The sequence below is a fragment of the Paraburkholderia sediminicola genome, from assembly GCF_046026855.1.
Classification (GTDB): Bacteria; Pseudomonadota; Gammaproteobacteria; order Burkholderiales; family Burkholderiaceae; genus Paraburkholderia; species Paraburkholderia sediminicola_A.
Genome location: NZ_JAQQET010000002.1, coordinates 325,763 through 344,814 on the forward strand (window position 1 = coordinate 325,763; position 19,052 = coordinate 344,814).

A 19,052-nucleotide genomic window follows, 5' to 3' on the forward strand; every position below is an offset into this window, starting at 1 on the left:
GAACCAGGACGACACTCTTGACTTTCCTTGGAATCGACCTTGGGACCTCCGAGGTAAAAGCGCTACTCACTGACGACGAATCGCACACGATCGCCACCGGCAATGCACGACTTGAAGTCGAGCAAATTCACCCCCACGGGTCCGAACAGAGCCCGCAGGCATGGTGGCACGCCACACTCGATGCCATCGCGCAGGTACGGGCGTCCAATCCCGCTGGCTTTTCGGCGCTACGCGGCATTGGGCTATCCGGACAGAGGCATGGCGCGACCCTGCTTGATCGCGCCGGTCAGGTGTTACGCCCGGCGATCCTGTGGAACGGCACTCGGGCGTTTGCCGAATATGTGGAGCTCGAAGCACTGGTGCCCGAATCGCGCTCGATTACCGGCAACCTCGCGATGCCGGGTTTCACCGCGCCGAAACTGCTCTGGCTGTCTAAATACGAACCGGCCGTGTTCCGCGCCGCGCACAAGGTCCTGTTGCCGAAGGACTACGTGGCGTGGCGGCTAACTGGCGAGTTCGTCTCCGACATGTCTGATGCGTCGGGCATGCTGTGGCTCGACGTTGCAAAGCGTGACTGGTCGGACAGGATGCTCTCCGCAACCGGCCTTTCGCGTGAGCACATGCCGAGGCTGGCCGTGACGAAGGAGAAGGTCGCGCAGGTGTGTACGTCTCCGGCAACGATCGAGGTATGCGAGCCCGACGCAGGACAGTGGTCGCTGATCGGGGATCGGCTTGCGCGATATCGCAGGCTATATGCGGCGCTTAAAGACGAGTTTTCCAGATGAGTGACCGCTGTCTGGGCGGCCAAAGTAGTCATTCAACCTATGGATGCTGCGACTGGTTTCGGATGTCCGCCTTCGACAGACGCGATCAACCGGTTGAATCCAAGACCCTGAGCGGTCGGTCGCGCTCCGGTGAAGCCGCCATTCACACTCGGTGACGGGTGTACCGGTTCGCCACTGGCTACGCTTCCGGAGCGTGGATGCGCTCCATTTTCAATGCCAGCCCTCCTGTATCACGCGGGTGAATGCAACTGTGTTGGTAACAGAAAAGTCACTGTACATATCAAACGAAGGGCCTCGCCGTCAGAAGGTTCGATGGACCTATTGAGCCTGGAGTCGGGTTGATTCACGGTGGGGGCGCCACTAACCGGCGATGGCGCACCTCGATGCGGCTTGATAGTTACCTGACGAAGCTCGTCGCCCATCGCCAGCTCCCCGAGAACGGCACGGTGGCCATAACTATCGCTGGATACGACATTTCGACTGATGCAGGGCGCCTCGACCCGCAGTCGTCACCCTAGTCGCCGCGAAGCGACCCTTATCCATGCCCTGTCACGACCTTTTTCGTCGCGTGATAGCCGTGCCTTGTTGCATCGGCAACGGCATGGCCGGCCTTCTTCGTACCGCGGCCGACCGCGTGCGCGGCATCGCGCACAGCATGCCCGCTCTTCTTGCCTGCCGTCTTGACATCGTTCTTGAACTCGTGGGCGCCTGTAGCCACGCTCGCATGCGCCAGCGGGCTGAGAACCGCCAGCATGAGCAGAATGATCGAAATTCTCGTCTTCTTCATCATTTTGATTTTCCCACATAAGATTGGTACGCACGATAGCCAGCCGTACGGCTTGAGAACGCCGCTCGCACCCAGTATGACGCCGCCACGCCGGCGGGTCATCAGACGCCCACTAATGAATGGCGAGAAACTAAACGCACCTCAATTCCCGAATCGGCCGCACGCGCCCCTGAGTGAACGAACAAACGTGCGCCAAAGCAGCCGGTCGGTCGTCACGCGCTTGCTACGTAAGATTCAATCCCCCATCCGAGAGCAGAATTTCACCCGTCAGATAATTTGAGGCGACCAGGAATGCAACAGCCTGAGCAATATCCTCGGGACTAGCGGCCCGGCGCATAGGCGCCCGCTCTTTCCAAAGTTGCTGCGCCTGTGTCCACTCCGCCGTGAGAGGCGTATCTACCAAGCCAGGGGCGACAGCATTTACGCGGATATCCGGGGCAAGCGAAAGAGCGAGCAGGCGGGTCACGTGGTTTAACGCTGCCTTGGTCGCTGCGTAAGGAATGGACGCCCCCTTTGGTCGGACGCCCGCATGTGAACTTACGTTTACGACGCAACCCGGACTTCCTCGTGCGGCGGCTTCACGGAGCGCGGATTGCGCTTCGGCTACCAGGTGAAACGGGGCAATGACATTGACTTCATGCAGCTCCCGCCATACGTCCGGCGTCGCCGCTGCCAGATCTGCATGAGGGATAACGCGGCTGATCCCGGCGTTATTGACCAGGACGTCGAGTCGGCCCCATACGGCAATCGCTTCGCGGATGAGCCTCACTCTGTCCGCGTCATCGGACAAATCCGCTTGCACGTATGCTGCCGATCCGAGTTCACGCGCCAACGCATGACCCGCTTCGGCCGAACTTCGCGAATGCAGGACGATTGAGAATCCGTCCATGGAGAGTCGCCGCGCGATCGCGGCACCAATGCCAGAAGTCGAGCCAGTGACAAGAGCGACAGGGGACGGATTTTTCATGGAGCCGCTGAGATGCCGTGTAAGGTTTGTTTGGACTGGCGGAGGTTGTACGCATGGCCCTGGACCGGATGACCGTAAAGGTCGATCGATGACGGGTCCGCCGATTGTCGACGATATAGGCGGCTGTGTCGAACAGCTCAAACTGGCCGCACTCTGCCTGATGCGATTGGCTCAGTTCGACCCGGAGCGCCCAATCGACCCGCCTCAAAGCCGCCGTTCGCTCGCAGACGGACTCGACGCATATTTCCAGATCGTCCACAATCTTGCCAATTCGTTTATATGAATTCCTCCAGACAACCTGACAACATGTATATCCCGACCAAATGGCGTGAGAAATTCGCCGGGGCACTTATCGAGCGGCAGGTCATTGGAGAATCTGGAGCGGAGGTTTTTCGCATCCGTTGTGACAGTGGGGAGGCGCTATTTCTAAAGTCCGAGCCCGTTGGTTTGCTAGATGAGCTTCCTGACGAGGTTGAGCGCCTTCGCTGGATGAAACGACTCGATCTGCCTGGACCTACAGTACTCGGCGATACGACGGAATACAACCGCCACTGGCTGCTCATGACGGCAGTCCCCGGGCTCGATTTGGCCAGTAATAACGATTTATCTCCGTCTCAAGTCGTCGGCATTCTGGCGATGGCACTACGTAGCCTGCATCAGGTGTCTATTGCGGAATGCCCCTTCGACCATCGCCTCGAAGAGCGCATAGTAGTCGCCAAGAATCGTGTAAGCGCCGGGCTCGTTGACGAGGCAGACTTCGACAATGAGCGGCTAGGACAAAATGCTACGGATGTGCTCGCTGAGCTGCTGTCGACGCTCCCTGAAACGTCTGACCTTGTAGTGACCCACGGGGACGCATGTTTGCCAAATTTCATGGCTGAAGGAAGTAACTTCACTGGCTTCATCGACTGCGGTCGCCTAGGTGTCAGTGACCGCTATCAAGATCTTGCACTGACCGCGCGAAGCATTGCCCGCAATCTCGGGGAGATGTGGGTGGAGCCTTTCTTTCGCGATTACGGTGTAAAACCTGATCACCGGCGCATAGCGTTCTACTGCTTGTTGGATGAGTTCTTCTGATCGTCGTAACGACGTCAAATAACTACATCAAGCGTCAATCCCGATCGCCCGACATCGCCACCAAGCGGCGCTTTCTTCGATACCGTGATATCCAGCATATGCGATTGATGTCCGGTGATCTGTTCGGATCAGTAATTGCCAACGAATTTGACCGCCAGATCGACTGACCGAATTTGGCCGATTCTATTGAAAAGTCGTGGTGCGTCGTCCTGACAACACGAGCGAATAATTCAACATCTCAGATCACCGCACGGGTTTCCGCAGTCTATCGATGATCCCTTCAGACGCTCAACGGGTACCCATTTTATGCTGGCTCATGGGCATGACAGCTTGTTTCTCCACCACCGCCGGCGCGGTTTCGCGCATGGACAACGCGCACAGGCTGGAGATGATGCCAAGCAGCGAAAACATGATTGCAGGTCCCATCCAGCCAACGACGCCAAACAGTCCGGTGGCGATGAACGGCAACAATCCTGCCACGACCGACGCCCCGTTGTAGCCAAGCGAAATCCCTGACGAGCGCACATTGGCAGGAAACTGCTCGGAGAACCAGCTGGATTCGACCGCAAAAATAGGATCGTGACTGAACAGAAGCGACAGCGACACCGCTGTAATGACCATGACGCCTGCGCCAGTGTTGATCAACAGGAACATCGGCACACCGAAGATTATCGTGAACAGCGAGCCAAACAGGAAAAGTGGGCGTCGTCCCAGTCTGTCACTTAGCGCGCCGTACAACAGATGGCTGCCAAGACCCAAGGCCGAGCCGATCATCGTCCCCCACAGCACGTTCTCCTTGCTCGTCACATGCGCCAGCATTACGTAGGACAGCATGAAACTGGTCGTGATGTAATAGCCCCCCGTTTCCGCCAGGCGCAATCCGATAATCTTCAGGATCATCCGCCAGTCGCTGCGAATCACCTGCAGCGCAGGCTGCTTGACGATCGTGTCACTGGCCTTGATGGCCTCGAATGCAGGTGACTCTTTCACGCTCAAACGGATGAAAATGCCAATCGCTACCATCACGAATGACACAAGGAATGGCGCGCGCCATACCCAGTTTCCTTCGAACAGATGTGACGACAGCAGGAATGCACCGTTGGCGAGCAACAGGCCCAACGGGATGCCGACCTGTGGCACCGCGCCGAAAAAGCCCCGACGTTTTGCCGGAGCGTGCTCGCACGCCATCAACACCGCACCGCCCCATTCAGCGCCGAAACCGATACCTTGCACCATCCGCAACACGATCAGCAGGACCGGCGCCAGCACCCCGACCTGCTCGTAGGTTGGCAACGCGCCGATCAGCACCGTGGCGGCTCCCATGGCGAGCAGTGACCAGAACAGCACAGTCTTGCGGCCCAGGCGATCGCCGAAATGACCGGCGAGGTAGCCGCCGAACGGGCGCATCAGGAAGCCGACTGCAAGCGTGGCGAACGCCGCGAGAATGCCGATGATCGGATCGTTCGTATGAAAAAATATCTTTCCGAACCATCCGGCGGCGGCCGTGCCGTAGATGAAGAAGTCATAGCTCTCCACCGCCGAACCGATCATCGAAGCAACGGAGACCTTGACCGGGTTGTCCTTCGCGGCAAGCGTCGTAGATGAGGTACTCATGGCATTTGTCTCCGAATCGTTTTATTAAGTCAGAATCGTGCCGCACCGTGGCGACGATCGTTGTGCGCCAGTCGCTCAGCGCCAGGTTTCGATCACGCGGCTATCGTCCCGTGCGCCGAGTCCGGCGTCAGCTGCCTGGTGGTATCGGGTGTTGGCCACTGCGAGTAGCGGTACGTCTGCGCCGCAACCTTCAGCCGCGGCTGCCACCAGATCGCTGTCCTTCACGAAAATATTGATTGCGCTTGTCACGTTGACGTCGGTGCCGGCCAGCATCCTCGGCCCGCGATCGGACAACATCCACGAACCCGCCGCACCTTTCTCGATCAGTTCGAGCACCGTGGCAGGCTCGAGGCCGAGCGAGCTGGCGAGATTCAACGCCTCGGCGGCGGCAACGATGTGCACGGAGCACAAATGCTGATTCACCACCTTGATGCTCTGGCCGTCGCCGAGGTTCTCGCCCGTGATGCGCACGCTGCCCATTGCGTCGAGCACCGGACACGACGCGTTGATATCGTCCCGGTTGCCGGCCGCAAATATCACCAGTTCGCCCGTCCTGGCTCGCGCGACGCCGCCCGTCACGGGCGCATCGACCACCCGCGCACCCGCCTCTCGCAAACGCGCCCCCTGTTCCCGCACGCTCGCCGGGCCGACAGTCGACATAATGATCCAGCGCTGCCCGGCCACCGCTTCACCCACACCGTCGATCAACGAAGCCAGTTGCGCGGGCGTGGCGACCATCGCAACGACGACCTCCGCGGCGGGCGCCGCATCGAACGAGCCGACAGCGTCGAGGCTGCTCGCCTGCGCGATTTCACGCGCGTGGCTCGACAGGTCGACGCCCGTTACGCTATGACCCGCCTTCTTGACTTGTAGCGCCATCGGCAGACCGATCGCACCGATACCCACAAAAGTTACCTTCATGATGTCCGCCTACTTGAGCCAGTGTTTGATGTTCTCGACGATCGATGAAGTCGAAATGCCGTAACGGTCGTGGAGCGTCGGAAGAGCGCCCGCATCGAGGAACTGATCGGGGAGCGCGACTTGCCGGAACTCGGGCATGACACGCGCACGCATGAGCGCGGTGGCGACGGCTTCGCCAAGGCCGCCGATACAGCTGTGGTTCTCCGCGACGATGACGAGCCGGCCCGGACGTTTGCATTGTTCGATGATGGTGGTTTCATCGAGTGGCTTGATGGTCGGCACGTGCAGCACGGCGACGCTGGCTGATCCGTCATCCAGCGCCTGCGCGGCTTCGAGCGCACGCATCGTCATGATGCCGGACGAGACGATCAGCACATCGGCGCCATCGCGCAGCAGTTTGGCCTTACCCAGTTCGAACGTGTAGTCGTAGTCGTCGAGCACGACGGGCACCTTGCCGCGCAACAGGCGCATATACACGGGGCCGTTGTGGGCCGCGATCGCGGCAACGGCCTGCTCGGTATCGAGCGCATCGCACGGATCGACGATGGTCAGTCCCGGAATGCCGCGCATCAGCGCGATATCCTCGGTGGCCTGATGGCTTGGACCGTAGCCTGTCGTCAGTCCTGGCAAGGCGGCGCAGATTTTGACGTTGAGGTTTTCCTCGGCGATCACCTGGTGGATGAAATCGTAGGCGCGGCGCGTCGCGAACACCGCGTAGGTGGTGGCGAACGGAATGAAGCCTTCCTTGGCCATGCCGCCAGCCGCGCCCATCAGAAGCTGCTCAGCCATTCCCATCTGAAAGAAGCGCTTGGGGAACGCATTCCCGAAGATGTGCAGGTCCGTGTACTTCGACAGATCGGCGGACATGCCGACAATGTTCTGACGCTTCTCAGCCTCGGCCACGAGCGCGTGTCCAAACGGCGCCGGGCGTGTGCGTTGCCCTTCCGATGCGATCGACGCAATCATCGCCGATGTGGTCAGACGGGGCTTTTTTTCAGTGACGGCGCTCATGCGCGATCTCCCTGCGTATGGTTCTGATCGAGCACGGCAATCGCTTGCTGCCACTCTTCCTGATCGACGCGGATGAAGTGGTTCTTCTCACGTGCTTCAAGAAACGGCACGCCTTTACCCATCAGCGTGTCGCAGAGGATTACCCGCGGCTTCTCATCAGCGAGCGCGCGCGCCCGATCGAATGCGGTGATCACAGCGTCGAGATCGTTGCCGTCGACACGTTCAACGTGCCAGCCGAACGCCAGCCATTTGTCCGCGAGCGGTTCAAACGCGAGGATGTCGTGCGAGGGACCGTCCGCCTGCTGACGGTTGATGTCGACGAGGACGATCAGGTTGGAGAGTCGATGATGTGCAGCGGAGAGCGCCGCTTCCCAGGTCGCACCTTCGTCGAGTTCGCCGTCGGACATCGAGTTGTAGACGAAGGCAGGATTGCCTTTGAGGCGCAGGCCCAGTGCCATGCCCACGGCGATCGTCAGACCCTGCCCAAGCGAGCCGCCCGAGATTTCCATCCCAGGTGTGTAGGTCGCCATTCCCGACATTGGCAGGCGACTGTCGTCCGAGCCGTAGGTTTCGAGTTCGGCTTCCGGGATGATGCCGGCTTCGATCAGCGCGGCGTAGAGCGCGATCGCATAGTGTCCGTGCGAGAGCAGGAAGCGGTCGCGGTCTTCCCATTCGGGATCGTCCGGACGAATCTTCATGGCGTGGCACCAGGCGACGGCAAGCACGTCGGCGAGGCCGAGCGCCTGACCGATATAGCCTTGCCCCTGGACTTCGCCCATACGCAGAGCAAAGCGGCGAATCCGGTATGCGTGGTACGCGAGCCTCGTGTGGGGGCCGGCAGGCGTGTCGGCGGCCGGCCGCATTGAGGCGGTGATGGGTGTCATGTCTCCGTCCTGGTATTTTGCGGAATGTCTGTGCCCGGTGCGCCGCGGTATCTGGCGACGACAGGTGCACTTCATTCATCAGTAGTCGATCAATTCAACGCAGTGCCAGAGTATCATTGGGAAAAACGGCCTGACAAAAGAAAGGATTGCACCCAATCATGAATGGAATTCACGCATGAAGTCGATCCGCAAGCTACCGCTGCCCTTCCTGCGCGTCTTCGAGGCGGCCGGCCGCACCGCGTCGTTCGCGACAGCCGCAGAGGAACTCGATCTGTCGCCGAGCGCGGTGAGCCATTCGATCCGCAAACTTGAAGAGACGTTGAATCTGCGACTGTTTCAGCGCAGTACACGTGAGGTGAAACTTACCCGCGAGGGGGCGATCCTGCTTGAGCACGTACAGCGAGGCATGGATGAGATGCGACGCGGACTCGCGCTCGTCGCGACCGACGGACCCAGTCCGCTGCGCCTGCATACGGCGCCTAGTTTCGCGACGCAGTGGCTGCTGCCCAGGCTATCGGGTTTTGTCCGCGAAAATCCGAACATCGATTTGCGTTTTTCCGCGAGCACCGATTACGCGCGCTTCGAAAACGATGATTTCGATCTCGACATCGTGTACGGTGAGCCGAAGCCATCGCCGCACGAAAAGATTCCGCTAGCGCTGGAGAAGCTCACGCCGTTGTGCGCGCCAGACGTGGCCGTGCAGATCCGCGGCCCCGAAGACCTCTATGCGCATACGCTCATCCAATGCGACGTTCAAATGTTTCAGTGGAGGGGCTGGTTCGAAGCGAACGATCTGAGTCCGCCTGGTCACTACGGCCTGCACTTCGACCGCAGTTCAATGGCCATCGCAGCCGCGGTCGACGGACTCGGCGTCGTGCTCGAATCGACGCTGCTGGCCGACCGTGAACTGAAGAACGGGACGTTGGCGTGCCCGCTGCTCGGGCGTACGCGCGAAGTGCCCTATATCGGGCACTACCTCGTTTATCCGAAACGGCTTCATTATCACCAGGCGTTTGACACCTTCAAGACCTGGCTGCTTCGGGAGTTGAGAGTCCATCATCCGGTTCCGGACGGCGAGATCGACGAGGCAGAATTTTGAGTGTCCGCTTCGTCGCGCGCTTCCGCCGTTCAACGCCATAGTGGTCAGTGTCTCTTCATAGCCGGCGAGCGTCCATTCGCTCGCCGGGGTCGGCTCACACTTCGCCTTGTTCAGCCATTTCATGCCCTGCCACGGTTCATGATTTCCCCTCGTCGTAACAACTAGTACAAGTGGGTCCTTAAATGGGTTCTGAAATCGAAAGGCCCAAACCAAAACAACCACAGGTCAGGGCGTCCAGCGATAAACGGTGATACTGGAACCCTTGACGTTGTTCTTCGTGACCACGTACTCGCCCGTCGATCGAAGGTATGCCCTGATGCCGTACATCGAATCGATGGCGCTGCTGGCGTCGACGGTACCGGTACTGGTGTTGACCAGCGTGGTGTCGAGATTTCCTGTAGCCAGATTGAATGCGTCGATGTTCGGCAAAGCTTGGCCGCCGCTGAACCAGTAACCGACAAATAGATAGCTGCCGGCCGCGTCAATCGATTTGGCGCCGGCGTGGGCGAGCTTGATCACCGGATTGGGTGCCGTGGTATTGCCCGCACTCCAGCCGTGATACACCTCGATCCGCGAGCCTATCGACGTCCAGTCCGTACTCCCAACCATGCCCTGTCCGAGAATCATGGTGTCGCTGTCCGCGAGGTAGACGATGCGCGTCAACGGCTTGATGCTGTCGGGAATGCGGATGGGAATACCGGGTCCCCATGTTGGCTTGCCGCTGGCGTCGAAGCCGATCAGCGGATAGTGGTAGATGTAACCGGTCTTGTCGAGGCCGGCCCACACGCCCCCCTTGCTGTCGATGCAGAATCCGTCCCTGACCGACGCGGTCGCCTTGAACGCCGGACCGGGAAGCGTGGCGTCCGGTATCGCGATGTAGCCATTCGCAGCATTGAAGTGGAAGAAGTAGTAGGTATCGGGGTTCTGGCCGGACGCCACGAGAATCCGGTTGGCGCCGACGGTGGCAAGTTGACCGAAGTGCTCATCCCGTGAGCGATCGTTGATGTTGATGCGTGGATCAGATGGATAGGCAATCGGATCGACCGTGTTCGCTACGAAGGTTCCCCCTGCGGGGCCGGTATAGATGTTGGTGCCTCCATAGAAGTAGACACCGTCAGTACCCGGGTCTGGAGCGGCGATCCCCTCAAAGTTGAGAGACTGAAGCTTCCATTGCAGGCGACCAGAACTGTTGTAGGAGTGAATGTCGGTGCCGCCGTCGCGGCCGAGGTCCCAACTGCCGCCCCACGGGTTGTTGAGCACATAGAGGTTGCCTGCGGTGTCCTTGCCGATGCCTACGACGCGAGTGAACCGCTTGTCGCCAACCTGGCCTTTGATTCCCGTCGTGGTGTCGAGATAACCGCCCTGAATGCCGAATGTGCCGGCCAGCGTCGGCGTGCCCGAGAGCTTGTAGCGCTTGATGTTCATGTCGGGACCTTCGTCCCCGACCACGAGCTGCCCCGACAACGCATCGAAATAAAGCGCCGATGGCAGCGACCCACCTGGCATCCGGATGGTGTTCAACAGGCCGCCGGTTGGACTGAACCCGACGATCGAGCCCTCACTCTTCTGTGCGACCCAGATGTTGCCTGCGCCATCCAGTGCGAGAGCGCCCGGGCCTGTGACGTTGATGTCCCGCTTCCAGACGCCGTCGGTAGTGAAGATCCGAACACGATTGCCATAGAAGTCGCTCGCATAGAGGAGCGAGCCCGCCGTGGCGAGCCCGGTGACGACATCGACCCGAGGCTGGTTGTTCAACGCGCTGATCTGAATCAAAAGATCGCGAGCCTTGGTGGTGCGGTTGTATCGTCCTACCGCTCCGCTTCCGTACGTCCCGCCAGGCTGCAGTGCCACGTAGATCGACGTCGCGTTACCCGTGATCGCGCTGCCCTGAAACTCGCCGTGTGCGCCGATCGAGCCGAGGCTCTTGCCGGCCTGGTAGATAGCCACGCCACCCTCGTATTCGTCCCACATGGAGGCCGTATAGATGACACCTTCGGGCGCGACCCACATGGAACGCGCGGTGTTACCCACATGGGCGGCGAGGGTGCCATAGGTGTTCGCCAGCCAGTCGGTGGTGTTTTCCGCCTGACACGCCGGCGCGATCGTGGCGATCGCTACGGCGAGTAGCACAGCATGAATTCGTTTTTTCTCGACCATGACTGATGCTCTCCAGAATGTAGTGATCATTCACGTGAATAGTCGGCCAGTCAGATTTCAAATTCGTGATCGGTGACCCACGTATGACCATATGCAACTCATTGCGCCTTTACAAGCCGCTCTGCGACTTTGCAAGCGAACGTGAATGGGTCTCTCCTCTCCTTCTCGCGCAACAGGTAATATTTCGCCTTGTCCCGGCGTATCGCTATGCATAGCGAATGAATCAGGGTGTTTTGACCGTTACCAAAAAACATAGGGATGGAGTCAATGAATCGAAAAGAAATCAAAGCTCAGGTCTTGCAGCTTCTATCGGATGGCGTTGCGAAATCCGAAGTGTTCACCAGGCTGGCGGGACAAGGCGTCAAGGATCGTCTGCTTGCATATTTCATCGCAGCGCACGGCAGCCGCGAGACGCCGTCTTTTTGGACGGCGAAATTTCTACCGATATGTGACGCGTTTCATTCGTCTCAGAACGGTTGATTTTGCAAATGGTCGAATTCGATTCGCGCCTGTTCAACCCGAATCCGTCCACACGAGGGCTAGACATGAAAGCAATCGAAAGCAAGCGCTCTTCCATGCATATTGGCTCGCGGGCGGTCGCGTGCCTGCTGGTGGCGGGGTTTGCTGCATCAACCAGTGCCGCGTCCGGCGCAGAATCCATCCTTCTGCCTCAGGATGCGCCGCACTACAGGACCGGAGACAACTGGACCTATCTGTGGTCCGACCTGCTGTCCGGAAAGAGTAAGACCATCACCCAAACCGTGACATCCGTCCATGCCGATGGGAGTGCCTCTCTTCTGATAGGCCCCGGAGGCGGGCGTGTAAAACTGACCTCTGAAGCAAACGTGATTCCCAACGAAGCTGCCCAGCACGCCTGCGGTATCGCGCTTCATTTTCCGCTGGGAGCCGGAACGCGCTACGAGGCGGATTGCCAGGCCTCCGGCGAAGCGGGCACGACTGTGCTACGGCGAGCCCAGTGCGAAGTGCAAGGTGTTGAAGAGATCAAGACAAAGGCCGGCTCATTCTCCGCGATCAGGATCAGGATGACGGGAGTCTGGTCGCCGCAAGCTGGCGCCGGAGGTGGGCCGATGGAGGAGACACTGTGGTACGCCCCGAGCGTCAAGCGTGTTGTCAGGGAGGAGTTTCAAGGCCGCATGGCCGGAAAGGGCGCACCCGCGACGACCGCAATGGAACTGGTGCGTTACGCGGTGAAACCGTAGCCTCGATCATGCGCACCGCTCCGTCCCCAGACCCGTGCGGTGCCTTCGGCACTTCCTGACTGGCAAAGCAGTCCAACGATGCAACGGCCGGTAGCCACGTGTCAGACTGGAGCCAGGGCATCCCCCGATGGAGCGTGTCGCTAGTCATCTGCCGGCTCGTCTTCCTCCATTGTGTCGAGCGTGTCGCCATCCTCGGAACGCGTCAGGACAAACTCGGCAATCGCGTTCCAGTGCCGCAACGCCTTGACGCGATCACCGTCCATTACAAACTCGAACGTCGTTTTCGGGCTCAGGTAACTGCGGAACTGAAGGTCTTTGAACGGCACCAGAACTTCAACAGGTCCGTTTTGCAAAGCGCAGCGTGAGCTTCTGTCTACGATTTAGCCGCACCGCCGCTTTGATCCCAATCGCCGTCACATAGGTTCCGGTGATTTTGTCGAGGACGGACTGGGGCACTGCATCGGGCATCCGTTTGAATACCGCCTCGGCCTGATCAAGCCACAGCAACGCCCGGCTCCAGCGTTGCCTTGAGAATACGCTCGGGAATCACCTGCTTGCCCGACACCCGGCCGTGATTCATCAGCATCAGCAACCAGCGGGACATATCATCCATTGTGGCGACAATGCTGCCAGCGGGGCTCGACTCTTCGGTGTCCATGTACGGCGGCTGCCACAATTCATCGCTGTCGCGCCTCTCCAGAAACGGTACCGCAGGTTCTGGTCGCGTGAGCATGTCAGCTATGGTGAATTCCGCGTCTGTCATGCCGAGCGGTGTAAGTATCTCGTCGCGCACGAAGCAGTCCCAGCGCTGCCGCTCATTCCAGAGTCTTTCGGCGGTTCAGATGCGTTCGGCATAAGCCCAATTCCGCTCGGAAAGGGGTTTCATCAAGCGCTTTCACTTCGTGCCGCCGATGCAGTCTGGGTAGTTGATCATTTTCAACGCGGCCATCGTTTGCGAGAGACGACGGCGAAGCTCACGGCGATCGCGCCCGTCTGAACGTGGCCATCGTCTGCCGAGGATACGCTGGCGAAGCGAGGGCGACGAGGGCGGCGTGCTCGACTAACCAAAGGATCCGGCACAGGTTCAGGATCGCCGATGTGTTCGTCAACCGAGATATCTCTGCGACCCAGCCGGTGTGGATGACGCTTAGGGTTTGTTGAGGCCATGGGTAATCGCGTGTAAAAAGACATATCCGTATTGAACAACTCGACCATCGATTAGTAAAATGAATGATTTGATCAATACGATAACCAGACGGAATGGAACTCAAACTGCTGCGAACGTTTTTGTCGGTCGTCGAGCTGCGTCATTTCGGGCGCGCGGCGGACGCCCTGCACATGAGTCAGCCGGCGTTGAGCAAACAGGTTGGCGCGCTGGAGGCGAGCCTGGGCGCGAAGCTGTTCGAGCGAGGCCGGCATGGCGCGGAACTGACGCGGTTCGGGGAAATTTTCCTGCCCGATGCGCAAGCGCTCGTCTACGACGCGGACGAGATTCTCGCGCGTGCGCGAGAGGCAAGCAGCGGCAGGCGTGGGCATTTGCGGATCGGCATTTGTCTGTCCGTGCTGACGATCGCGCCGCAGATCATTGCCGACTTCCGTCAGCAGTATCCGGGCATTGCCGTCGCGTTGAGTGACCTGTCTTCCGCTGAGCAAACTCGCCGCCTGCTGGCGGGGAAGCTGGATGTCGGCTTTATGCGGGCACCCTCGGTCGACGGTCTCTCGTCGCTTCGTGTGGTCGACGAGACACTGGCGCTGGCGTTACCCCCGCGCCTTGAGCACGTACGTCTTCCTTCCGATTTCGGCAAGCTGAATGAAATGGGTTTCCTGGCCTTGCGGCGTGCGCGTGGGCCCGGGCTCGCTGCCCAAGTCGAAAGCTGGTGTCGCGAACAGGGCTTTGTACCAAACGTGATGCAACAGGCTGATGATATGCAGTCTGTCCTGACATCTGTCGCTGCTGGAGTCGGTGTCGCGTTCGTTCCCTCGCGCGCGCAGCATCTTCTTCGAGACGCTACCGTCCTGCCGCTTCGCGGAAAGTACGCGAAGTGGCGCGTAGGGCTTGTCTGGGCAGATGCGCAGAAAAACCCAGTTACATCACGGTTTGTCTCGTTTGTGCGCGCCGCGCTGAAAGGCGTCTGACTCTTCTTTTCGACGTCGAGCGTTGTTTCTTCATAGGCGACATCATCGACCAACGGCAATTGGCCGGCCAGCGCCTGTCGTCGATCGGCGGCACGCGACCCTGAGCAGCCAATGAGCAGCAATCCCTTCTGACCATCCGCCCGAAGGTCATCGAACGAGGCCGATGATCAACTCAACCAAACGAATTGGCCCCCGGCCCTTCTGGCAGTAGCCATCAATCTCGTCACTCCTGAGTTGCCGACGCACCTCCGTTTCGTCTAATGCCGTGAAGGCGATGATTGCAATCACGCGCGTGCGCTACAACACACAAATACGACACTCATAAGTCAATTTTTTGCGCATGGAGTTACCATCAGCAATCAGATCCTCAGGACCACCAGGACAACGGCAGGAGGATCCTGATTGCCGCGGAAGAACGAAGGACCGGTACCCACTCGAAGCGCTGGCGCGAAAAATCAGGCGGCGTTGAGGTCGCGATGAGCGATGGCCGACAGCGTGATCCAGGAGGATGACGGGAGCACGCCGGCAGCATGAAATTCGAGGCACCGGGCGTTTTTTCTCCACACCCTGCGAGCGACTACGTCGAGGAGATCCGCAATGAACGGATTCGATCTAACAATTCTAACTTTCCTGACCCAACACGCTTTTAGCGCTGGATTGATAACCAAGGCGATAAGAGCCATCGCCGGCTTCTACACGTTCAAGGGCCTGGTGTTCATCCCCATATTGTGTTGGATATGGTTTAAACCCCATCAGCACGGCGAATGGGATCGCGAGGTCGTCATCGCGACCCTTGCGAGCGGCCTTATGGCACTCGTGCTAGGCAGACTTCTTGCGCATTACCTGCCATTTCGCGTGCGACCGATCTATAACCCGGATTTGCACCTTCACTTTCCCGCGACCGAGGGGGAGCATGAGTTGCGATTCTGGAGTTCTTTTCCGAGCGACCACGCGATGATGTGGATGTCGGTCGCCACTGGAATTTTTCTCGTCTCATGCCGCGTAGGGATACTCGCGATTCTCTACACGGCGATCTTCATATGCGCGCCACGGGTTTATCTCGGTTTGCACTATCCGACCGATGTCATCGCGGGAGCGCTGATCGGCGTTGTGGTCACCTATGTGATGACGAGTGATTTCGTCAGAAGGCCTCTTGCAGCCCCCATCCTCCGATGGATCGACAAAAGGCCAGGACTCGGTTACGCGATGGCATTCGTGCTGTGTTTCGAGTTGGTAACCCAGCTGGACGAAGTCCGGATACTCGCGCAATCTGTTTCAAAGGTCGTCGGGCATTCGTAGAGATTACGAATACCGATGGCGGCCAAATCCCTGTTCGGCGATTCTCTGGCTCCGCCGTTGACCTCCACTTCACTCAGGCGAAGCCGCACGGATTCGTCGACTGCCCGCGCCCGTGATCCCCGCACATCCGCTCAATGCCGAACCAACAACGGCGGGGATTTGACTCCTTCTCTGCGGCACCTCGCGTAAAAAGCCTTGCTGGTCACTCTGGGGGTGACGCGTTTCCGGGGACGGTTGGCAATTGACTTCCGCCTGGGCGAGTTTCCTCCGTCTGACGTGACGTTGGCATTACCGTGGAGACTGATCATGCATTTTCAATAGCGGACGTGCGACCTTGATGTTTTTCCTTCGGCTGCGCAGCGCGAACGCGGCAAACGTACATCCCAACATCGCGATGCCGGCTACGAAGAACGTATCGCTGTAAGCCATAAGAAGCGCTTCACGTCCAATCACTTTGTCGACGATCCCGAGTGCCACCTCGCGGGTACCATCAAGCCCTGACACTGCCAGCGCATGCGCCCTGTCAATGTGGCTCTGTGTCAACACCCTGACCATGCCGATCATGCGCTCCTGAAACGCGCCATTGAACGGGGTGATCGCCTCGCCAATGCGCGAAGCATGCAGTTTTTCCCGTTCGACCACGATCTGGCTGGCGATCGCAATGCCGATCGCACCGCCCAGGTTGCGCACCATACTGAACAGTCCCGAGGCTGATCCAAGCTGACTCTTTTCGATGCCGTCCACGGCCATCACACCGAGCGCGACGACCACCAGCGACTGTCCGATCCCGCGCACGATCAACGACGGCACGACCACATTCGCCGATGCATCCACGTTGAGATGAATGTTCATCAGACAGCCGATTGCCACCAGCAAAAAGCCGGCGATGATGGCTGTGCGGGCACTCGTGTGACGCATCAGCGGCGGCGTCAGGAACGACATCACGAACTGAACGAGCCCGTACGGCACCATCATGACGCCGATATCACGCGCACTGTAGCCCTGCAATTCGGCAAAGTAGTTCGGCACGAGAAACACCACCGCGAACACTACGCTTCCGAACAGGAACTGCATCAGACTGGCTATGCCGAAGTTGTAGCGGCCGAGCAATCTCAGATTGATGAACGGGTCCTCGCGACGAAGCTGCACGACCACGAAAATAGTCAGTCCAACGGCCGCGATCAGAAACATGTTCACAATGAAGCTCGAGCCGAACCAATCCTTGCGGCCACCTTCCTCCAGCACGATCTGCAGCGCACTGAGTCCGATTGCCATTGTCGTGATACCCAGCCAGTCTGCGTTGCGCAACCTGTCCAGATGCACGGGCTCCGGTTTGATCGCCCAACCGATTGCGCCCAGCAGCACCAGCGCGGGTGGGATCTGCAGATAGAAGATCCAGCGCCACGAATACATGTCGGTTAGCCAGCCTCCAAGAGAAGGCCCAGCCGCCTGCGCAACGTTGTTGGCCACGGCGAACAACGCCATCCCGAGGGGATGCCGTGACGCGGGCAACTCCGTCAGGATCAGCTGAAACGACAGCGGAATCAGCACACCGCCGAACGCCCCCTGAAATGCCCGGGCGACGATCATCGCGTCGATCGTTGGTGCCACCGAACACACCAGCGAGAAGATCAGGAATCCGCTTGTGCCGGCCAGCATCACACGGCGGATGGAAAACACCCGCACGAGCCAACCGGTCAACGGAATGATGATGATTTCCGCCACCAGGTACGCCGTGGTAATCCACGAACCTTCCTCGAAACTCGCGCCGAGCGAACCGCGGATATCGGGCAGCGACGCATTGGTGACGTGCACGTTCATGCCGGCCATAAAGCAGCCGAACACGCCGCCAAGCACCGCCACCCATGCGCGCAGCGACACCGATTCATGAGTATGGGACAAGGCGTTCGTCGTGCTCATGAGCGGCTCGCGGAGGGCTGCACAACGGTGGTGCCGGTGTGAACGCGCGCGACGACTGACATGCCTGGCCGCAGGCTGATGGACTCACGCTGCCCAGCGTCCAGCCGGATCTTGACGGGAATGCGCTGCACGACCTTGGTGAAGTTGCCAGTCGCGTTATCGGGCGGCAGCAACGCGAACTGCGCGCCCGAGCCTGGCGCGATGCTCAGCACGCGCCCATGCAAGGAATGCCCCGCATAGGTGTCGACGTCGATCTCGACCGGCTGGCCGGTGCTCATTGCGGCGACCTCCGTTTCCTTGAAGTTGGCGATCACGTAGACATCCTGGAGCGGCACCACGGCGAGCAGAGGTTGGCCGGTCTCGACGTATTGACCCGGCCTCACGGCGCGCTGGCCGACCGTGCCGTCGTTCGCCGCGCGAATCGTCGTGTGGTCGAGATCGATCTGTGCGAGCGACAACGCTGCGCGCGCAACACCGAGCTGGGCTTGCGCCTGCTCGATCGCCGCCATGCCTTGACTCCGGCGCTTCTCCAGCACGATTTGCTGGCCGCGCTGGGCTTGTACGGTCGCATTGGCCTTGGCCAGCGCGGCGTCGGCAGTGAGTGCGTCGGCATGCGCCTGTTCCCAGCGCTGCGCGCTAGAGGCCTGCTCAGCCGCCAACTGCCGGTAGCGCTCAGCGTCTGCCTTGCTGCGGTTCGCGCCTGCCCGCGCCGCGGCGACGTCCGCCTGCGCCGCGTTCATCACACTGCCTTGCTGGGCAATCTGCGCATCGAGCGTGGCGACGTTCGCCTGCTCCGCGTGCAGGGTCGCAAGCCCGGCATCGACCGTTGCCTGAGCCCGCGCGACCTTGGCCGCGTAGTCGGCGCGGTCGATATGCGCGAGCACGTCGCCCTGGTGCACCGGCTGATTGTCTTCGACATCGACGCTCGTTACATAGCCCGGCACGCGCGAACTGACCGTCACCACGTCCGCGCGCACATAGGCGTCATCGGTACTTTCGATAAAACGGCCGACGGTCCACCAGCGGATGCCCACCACGACAATCCCGGCGACGGCTATCGCCGTGCCCGCAAGCACAAGGTTTTTTCTGCTAAACGGCAATGTCTTTCCTGGAACGACAGTGGTACTCATATCAAGACCTTGATGAGAAAGTAATGGACGTGCGGCGCGGCGACA

Annotated in this window: 19 protein-coding genes and 1 pseudogene; 8 read left to right on the top strand and 12 right to left on the bottom strand. The window is 59.7% G+C overall.

Translation table 11 applies throughout. The features are described from left to right. Positions 1-17: 17 nt before the first annotated feature. Positions 18-662 (top strand): annotated as a pseudogene (locus PQR40_RS03695) (FGGY family carbohydrate kinase); the annotation flags it as partial. Between the two features lie 658 nt (positions 663-1,320). On the opposite strand, the gene PQR40_RS03700 reads toward PQR40_RS03695, so the two are convergent. Both PQR40_RS03700 and PQR40_RS03705 read right to left on the bottom strand, forming a co-directional pair. Further along, positions 1,321-1,572 (bottom strand): hypothetical protein, encoded by a 252-nt coding sequence (locus tag PQR40_RS03700; protein WP_408508459.1) that lies wholly within the window; start codon positions 1,570-1,572, stop codon positions 1,321-1,323. Positions 1,573-1,795: 223 nt separating this feature from the next. Beyond that, positions 1,796-2,539 (bottom strand): SDR family NAD(P)-dependent oxidoreductase, encoded by a 744-nt coding sequence (locus tag PQR40_RS03705; RefSeq protein WP_408241492.1) that lies wholly within the window; start codon positions 2,537-2,539, stop codon positions 1,796-1,798. Positions 2,540-2,627: 88 nt separating this feature from the next. On the opposite strand from PQR40_RS03705, the gene PQR40_RS03710 reads away from it, so the two are divergent. Next, complete coding sequence (locus tag PQR40_RS03710) at positions 2,628-2,822, top strand: hypothetical protein (protein ID WP_408508428.1); 195 nt, start codon at positions 2,628-2,630, stop codon at positions 2,820-2,822. Between the two features lie 23 nt (positions 2,823-2,845). Then, the gene (locus tag PQR40_RS03715; protein WP_408508429.1) at positions 2,846-3,616 is read left to right on the top strand and encodes an APH(3')-II family aminoglycoside O-phosphotransferase; all 771 of its coding nucleotides are present in this window, start codon (positions 2,846-2,848) and stop codon (positions 3,614-3,616) included. A gap of 288 nt (positions 3,617-3,904) precedes the next feature. Here the strand turns inward: PQR40_RS03715 and PQR40_RS03720 are convergent, their stop codons facing one another. The 4 genes from PQR40_RS03720 to PQR40_RS03735 all read right to left on the bottom strand — a co-directional run bounded on the left by PQR40_RS03720 (position 3,905) and on the right by PQR40_RS03735 (position 8,025). Further along, positions 3,905-5,230 carry an MFS transporter gene (locus tag PQR40_RS03720; RefSeq protein WP_408337760.1) on the bottom strand — a complete coding sequence of 442 codons (1,326 nt, stop codon included), beginning with the start codon at positions 5,228-5,230 and terminating at the stop codon, positions 3,905-3,907. Positions 5,231-5,305: 75 nt separating this feature from the next. Next, positions 5,306-6,151 (bottom strand): NAD(P)-dependent oxidoreductase, encoded by an 846-nt coding sequence (locus tag PQR40_RS03725; RefSeq protein WP_408337762.1) that lies wholly within the window; start codon positions 6,149-6,151, stop codon positions 5,306-5,308. 9 nt (positions 6,152-6,160) lie between these two features. Then, a complete protein-coding gene (locus PQR40_RS03730; protein ID WP_408388315.1) occupies positions 6,161-7,162 on the bottom strand; it encodes a transketolase family protein in 1,002 nt (333 codons plus the stop codon). Beyond that, positions 7,159-8,025, bottom strand: coding sequence for a transketolase (locus tag PQR40_RS03735; protein ID WP_408508460.1), 867 nt, complete (start codon positions 8,023-8,025; stop codon positions 7,159-7,161). Before PQR40_RS03735 ends, PQR40_RS03730 begins: the two co-directional genes overlap by 4 nt. A gap of 196 nt (positions 8,026-8,221) precedes the next feature. Here PQR40_RS03735 and PQR40_RS03740 point away from each other — a divergent pair, with 196 nt between their 5' ends. Then, a complete protein-coding gene (locus PQR40_RS03740; protein ID WP_408388317.1) occupies positions 8,222-9,145 on the top strand; it encodes a LysR substrate-binding domain-containing protein in 924 nt (307 codons plus the stop codon). Between the two features lie 225 nt (positions 9,146-9,370). Here PQR40_RS03740 and PQR40_RS03745 read toward each other — a convergent pair whose 3' ends face one another. Continuing rightward, positions 9,371-11,302 (bottom strand): NHL repeat-containing protein, encoded by a 1,932-nt coding sequence (locus PQR40_RS03745; protein ID WP_408508430.1) that lies wholly within the window; start codon positions 11,300-11,302, stop codon positions 9,371-9,373. A gap of 267 nt (positions 11,303-11,569) precedes the next feature. Between PQR40_RS03745 and PQR40_RS03750 the strand changes: the two genes are divergently transcribed. After that, on the top strand, positions 11,570-11,782 hold the full coding sequence (locus PQR40_RS03750; protein ID WP_408508431.1) for a hypothetical protein: 213 nt from the start codon (positions 11,570-11,572) through the stop codon (positions 11,780-11,782). A gap of 65 nt (positions 11,783-11,847) precedes the next feature. Further along, positions 11,848-12,522, top strand: a complete 675-nt coding sequence (locus PQR40_RS03755) for a hypothetical protein (RefSeq protein ID WP_408508432.1) — start codon at positions 11,848-11,850, stop codon at positions 12,520-12,522. Between the two features lie 140 nt (positions 12,523-12,662). Here PQR40_RS03755 and PQR40_RS03760 read toward each other — a convergent pair whose 3' ends face one another. From PQR40_RS03760 to PQR40_RS03770, 3 genes are all read right to left on the bottom strand, one after another. Next, positions 12,663-12,785 carry a hypothetical protein gene (locus tag PQR40_RS03760; RefSeq protein ID WP_408508433.1) on the bottom strand — a complete coding sequence of 41 codons (123 nt, stop codon included), beginning with the start codon at positions 12,783-12,785 and terminating at the stop codon, positions 12,663-12,665. A 70-nt stretch (positions 12,786-12,855) separates the two neighbouring features. Then, positions 12,856-13,029, bottom strand: coding sequence for a hypothetical protein (locus PQR40_RS03765; protein WP_408484690.1), 174 nt, complete (start codon positions 13,027-13,029; stop codon positions 12,856-12,858). Beyond that, complete coding sequence (locus tag PQR40_RS03770; RefSeq protein WP_408388327.1) at positions 13,016-13,315, bottom strand: serine hydrolase; 300 nt, start codon at positions 13,313-13,315, stop codon at positions 13,016-13,018. Before PQR40_RS03770 ends, PQR40_RS03765 begins: the two co-directional genes overlap by 14 nt. Positions 13,316-13,782: 467 nt before the next feature. Here PQR40_RS03770 and PQR40_RS03775 point away from each other — a divergent pair, with 467 nt between their 5' ends. Both PQR40_RS03775 and PQR40_RS03780 read left to right on the top strand, forming a co-directional pair. Next, positions 13,783-14,658 carry a LysR family transcriptional regulator gene (locus PQR40_RS03775; RefSeq protein WP_408388329.1) on the top strand — a complete coding sequence of 292 codons (876 nt, stop codon included), beginning with the start codon at positions 13,783-13,785 and terminating at the stop codon, positions 14,656-14,658. Positions 14,659-15,255: 597 nt separating this feature from the next. Then, positions 15,256-15,957, top strand: a complete 702-nt coding sequence (locus tag PQR40_RS03780) for a phosphatase PAP2 family protein (RefSeq protein WP_408388331.1) — start codon at positions 15,256-15,258, stop codon at positions 15,955-15,957. Positions 15,958-16,245: 288 nt separating this feature from the next. On the opposite strand, the gene PQR40_RS03785 is transcribed toward PQR40_RS03780, so the two are convergent. Together PQR40_RS03785 and PQR40_RS03790 are read right to left on the bottom strand one after the other, a co-directional pair. Continuing rightward, on the bottom strand, positions 16,246-17,877 hold the full coding sequence (locus tag PQR40_RS03785) for a DHA2 family efflux MFS transporter permease subunit (RefSeq protein ID WP_408337770.1): 1,632 nt from the start codon (positions 17,875-17,877) through the stop codon (positions 16,246-16,248). Then, positions 17,874-19,007, bottom strand: a complete 1,134-nt coding sequence (locus PQR40_RS03790) for an HlyD family secretion protein (protein WP_408300605.1) — start codon at positions 19,005-19,007, stop codon at positions 17,874-17,876. The genes PQR40_RS03785 and PQR40_RS03790 overlap by 4 nt, the downstream gene beginning before the upstream one ends. Positions 19,008-19,052: the final 45 nt, after the last annotated feature.

Coding starts and splice junctions, on each gene's coding strand:
- PQR40_RS03785 (WP_408337770.1), bottom strand. CDS start 17,877: ATGAGCACGACGAACGCCTTGTCCCATACTCATGAATCGGTGTCGCTG.
- PQR40_RS03750 (WP_408508431.1), top strand. CDS start 11,570: ATGAATCGAAAAGAAATCAAAGCTCAGGTCTTGCAGCTTCTATCGGAT.
- PQR40_RS03745 (WP_408508430.1), bottom strand. CDS start 11,302: ATGGTCGAGAAAAAACGAATTCATGCTGTGCTACTCGCCGTAGCGATC.
- PQR40_RS03755 (WP_408508432.1), top strand. CDS start 11,848: ATGAAAGCAATCGAAAGCAAGCGCTCTTCCATGCATATTGGCTCGCGG.
- PQR40_RS03715 (WP_408508429.1), top strand. CDS start 2,846: ATGTATATCCCGACCAAATGGCGTGAGAAATTCGCCGGGGCACTTATC.
- PQR40_RS03730 (WP_408388315.1), bottom strand. CDS start 7,162: ATGAGCGCCGTCACTGAAAAAAAGCCCCGTCTGACCACATCGGCGATG.
- PQR40_RS03725 (WP_408337762.1), bottom strand. CDS start 6,151: ATGAAGGTAACTTTTGTGGGTATCGGTGCGATCGGTCTGCCGATGGCG.
- PQR40_RS03705 (WP_408241492.1), bottom strand. CDS start 2,539: ATGAAAAATCCGTCCCCTGTCGCTCTTGTCACTGGCTCGACTTCTGGC.
- PQR40_RS03700 (WP_408508459.1), bottom strand. CDS start 1,572: ATGAAGAAGACGAGAATTTCGATCATTCTGCTCATGCTGGCGGTTCTC.
- PQR40_RS03780 (WP_408388331.1), top strand. CDS start 15,256: ATGAACGGATTCGATCTAACAATTCTAACTTTCCTGACCCAACACGCT.
- PQR40_RS03790 (WP_408300605.1), bottom strand. CDS start 19,007: ATGAGTACCACTGTCGTTCCAGGAAAGACATTGCCGTTTAGCAGAAAA.
- PQR40_RS03760 (WP_408508433.1), bottom strand. CDS start 12,785: ATGGACGGTGATCGCGTCAAGGCGTTGCGGCACTGGAACGCGATTGCC.
- PQR40_RS03775 (WP_408388329.1), top strand. CDS start 13,783: ATGGAACTCAAACTGCTGCGAACGTTTTTGTCGGTCGTCGAGCTGCGT.
- PQR40_RS03720 (WP_408337760.1), bottom strand. CDS start 5,230: ATGAGTACCTCATCTACGACGCTTGCCGCGAAGGACAACCCGGTCAAG.
- PQR40_RS03740 (WP_408388317.1), top strand. CDS start 8,222: ATGAAGTCGATCCGCAAGCTACCGCTGCCCTTCCTGCGCGTCTTCGAG.
- PQR40_RS03710 (WP_408508428.1), top strand. CDS start 2,628: ATGACGGGTCCGCCGATTGTCGACGATATAGGCGGCTGTGTCGAACAG.
- PQR40_RS03735 (WP_408508460.1), bottom strand. CDS start 8,025: ATGCGGCCGGCCGCCGACACGCCTGCCGGCCCCCACACGAGGCTCGCG.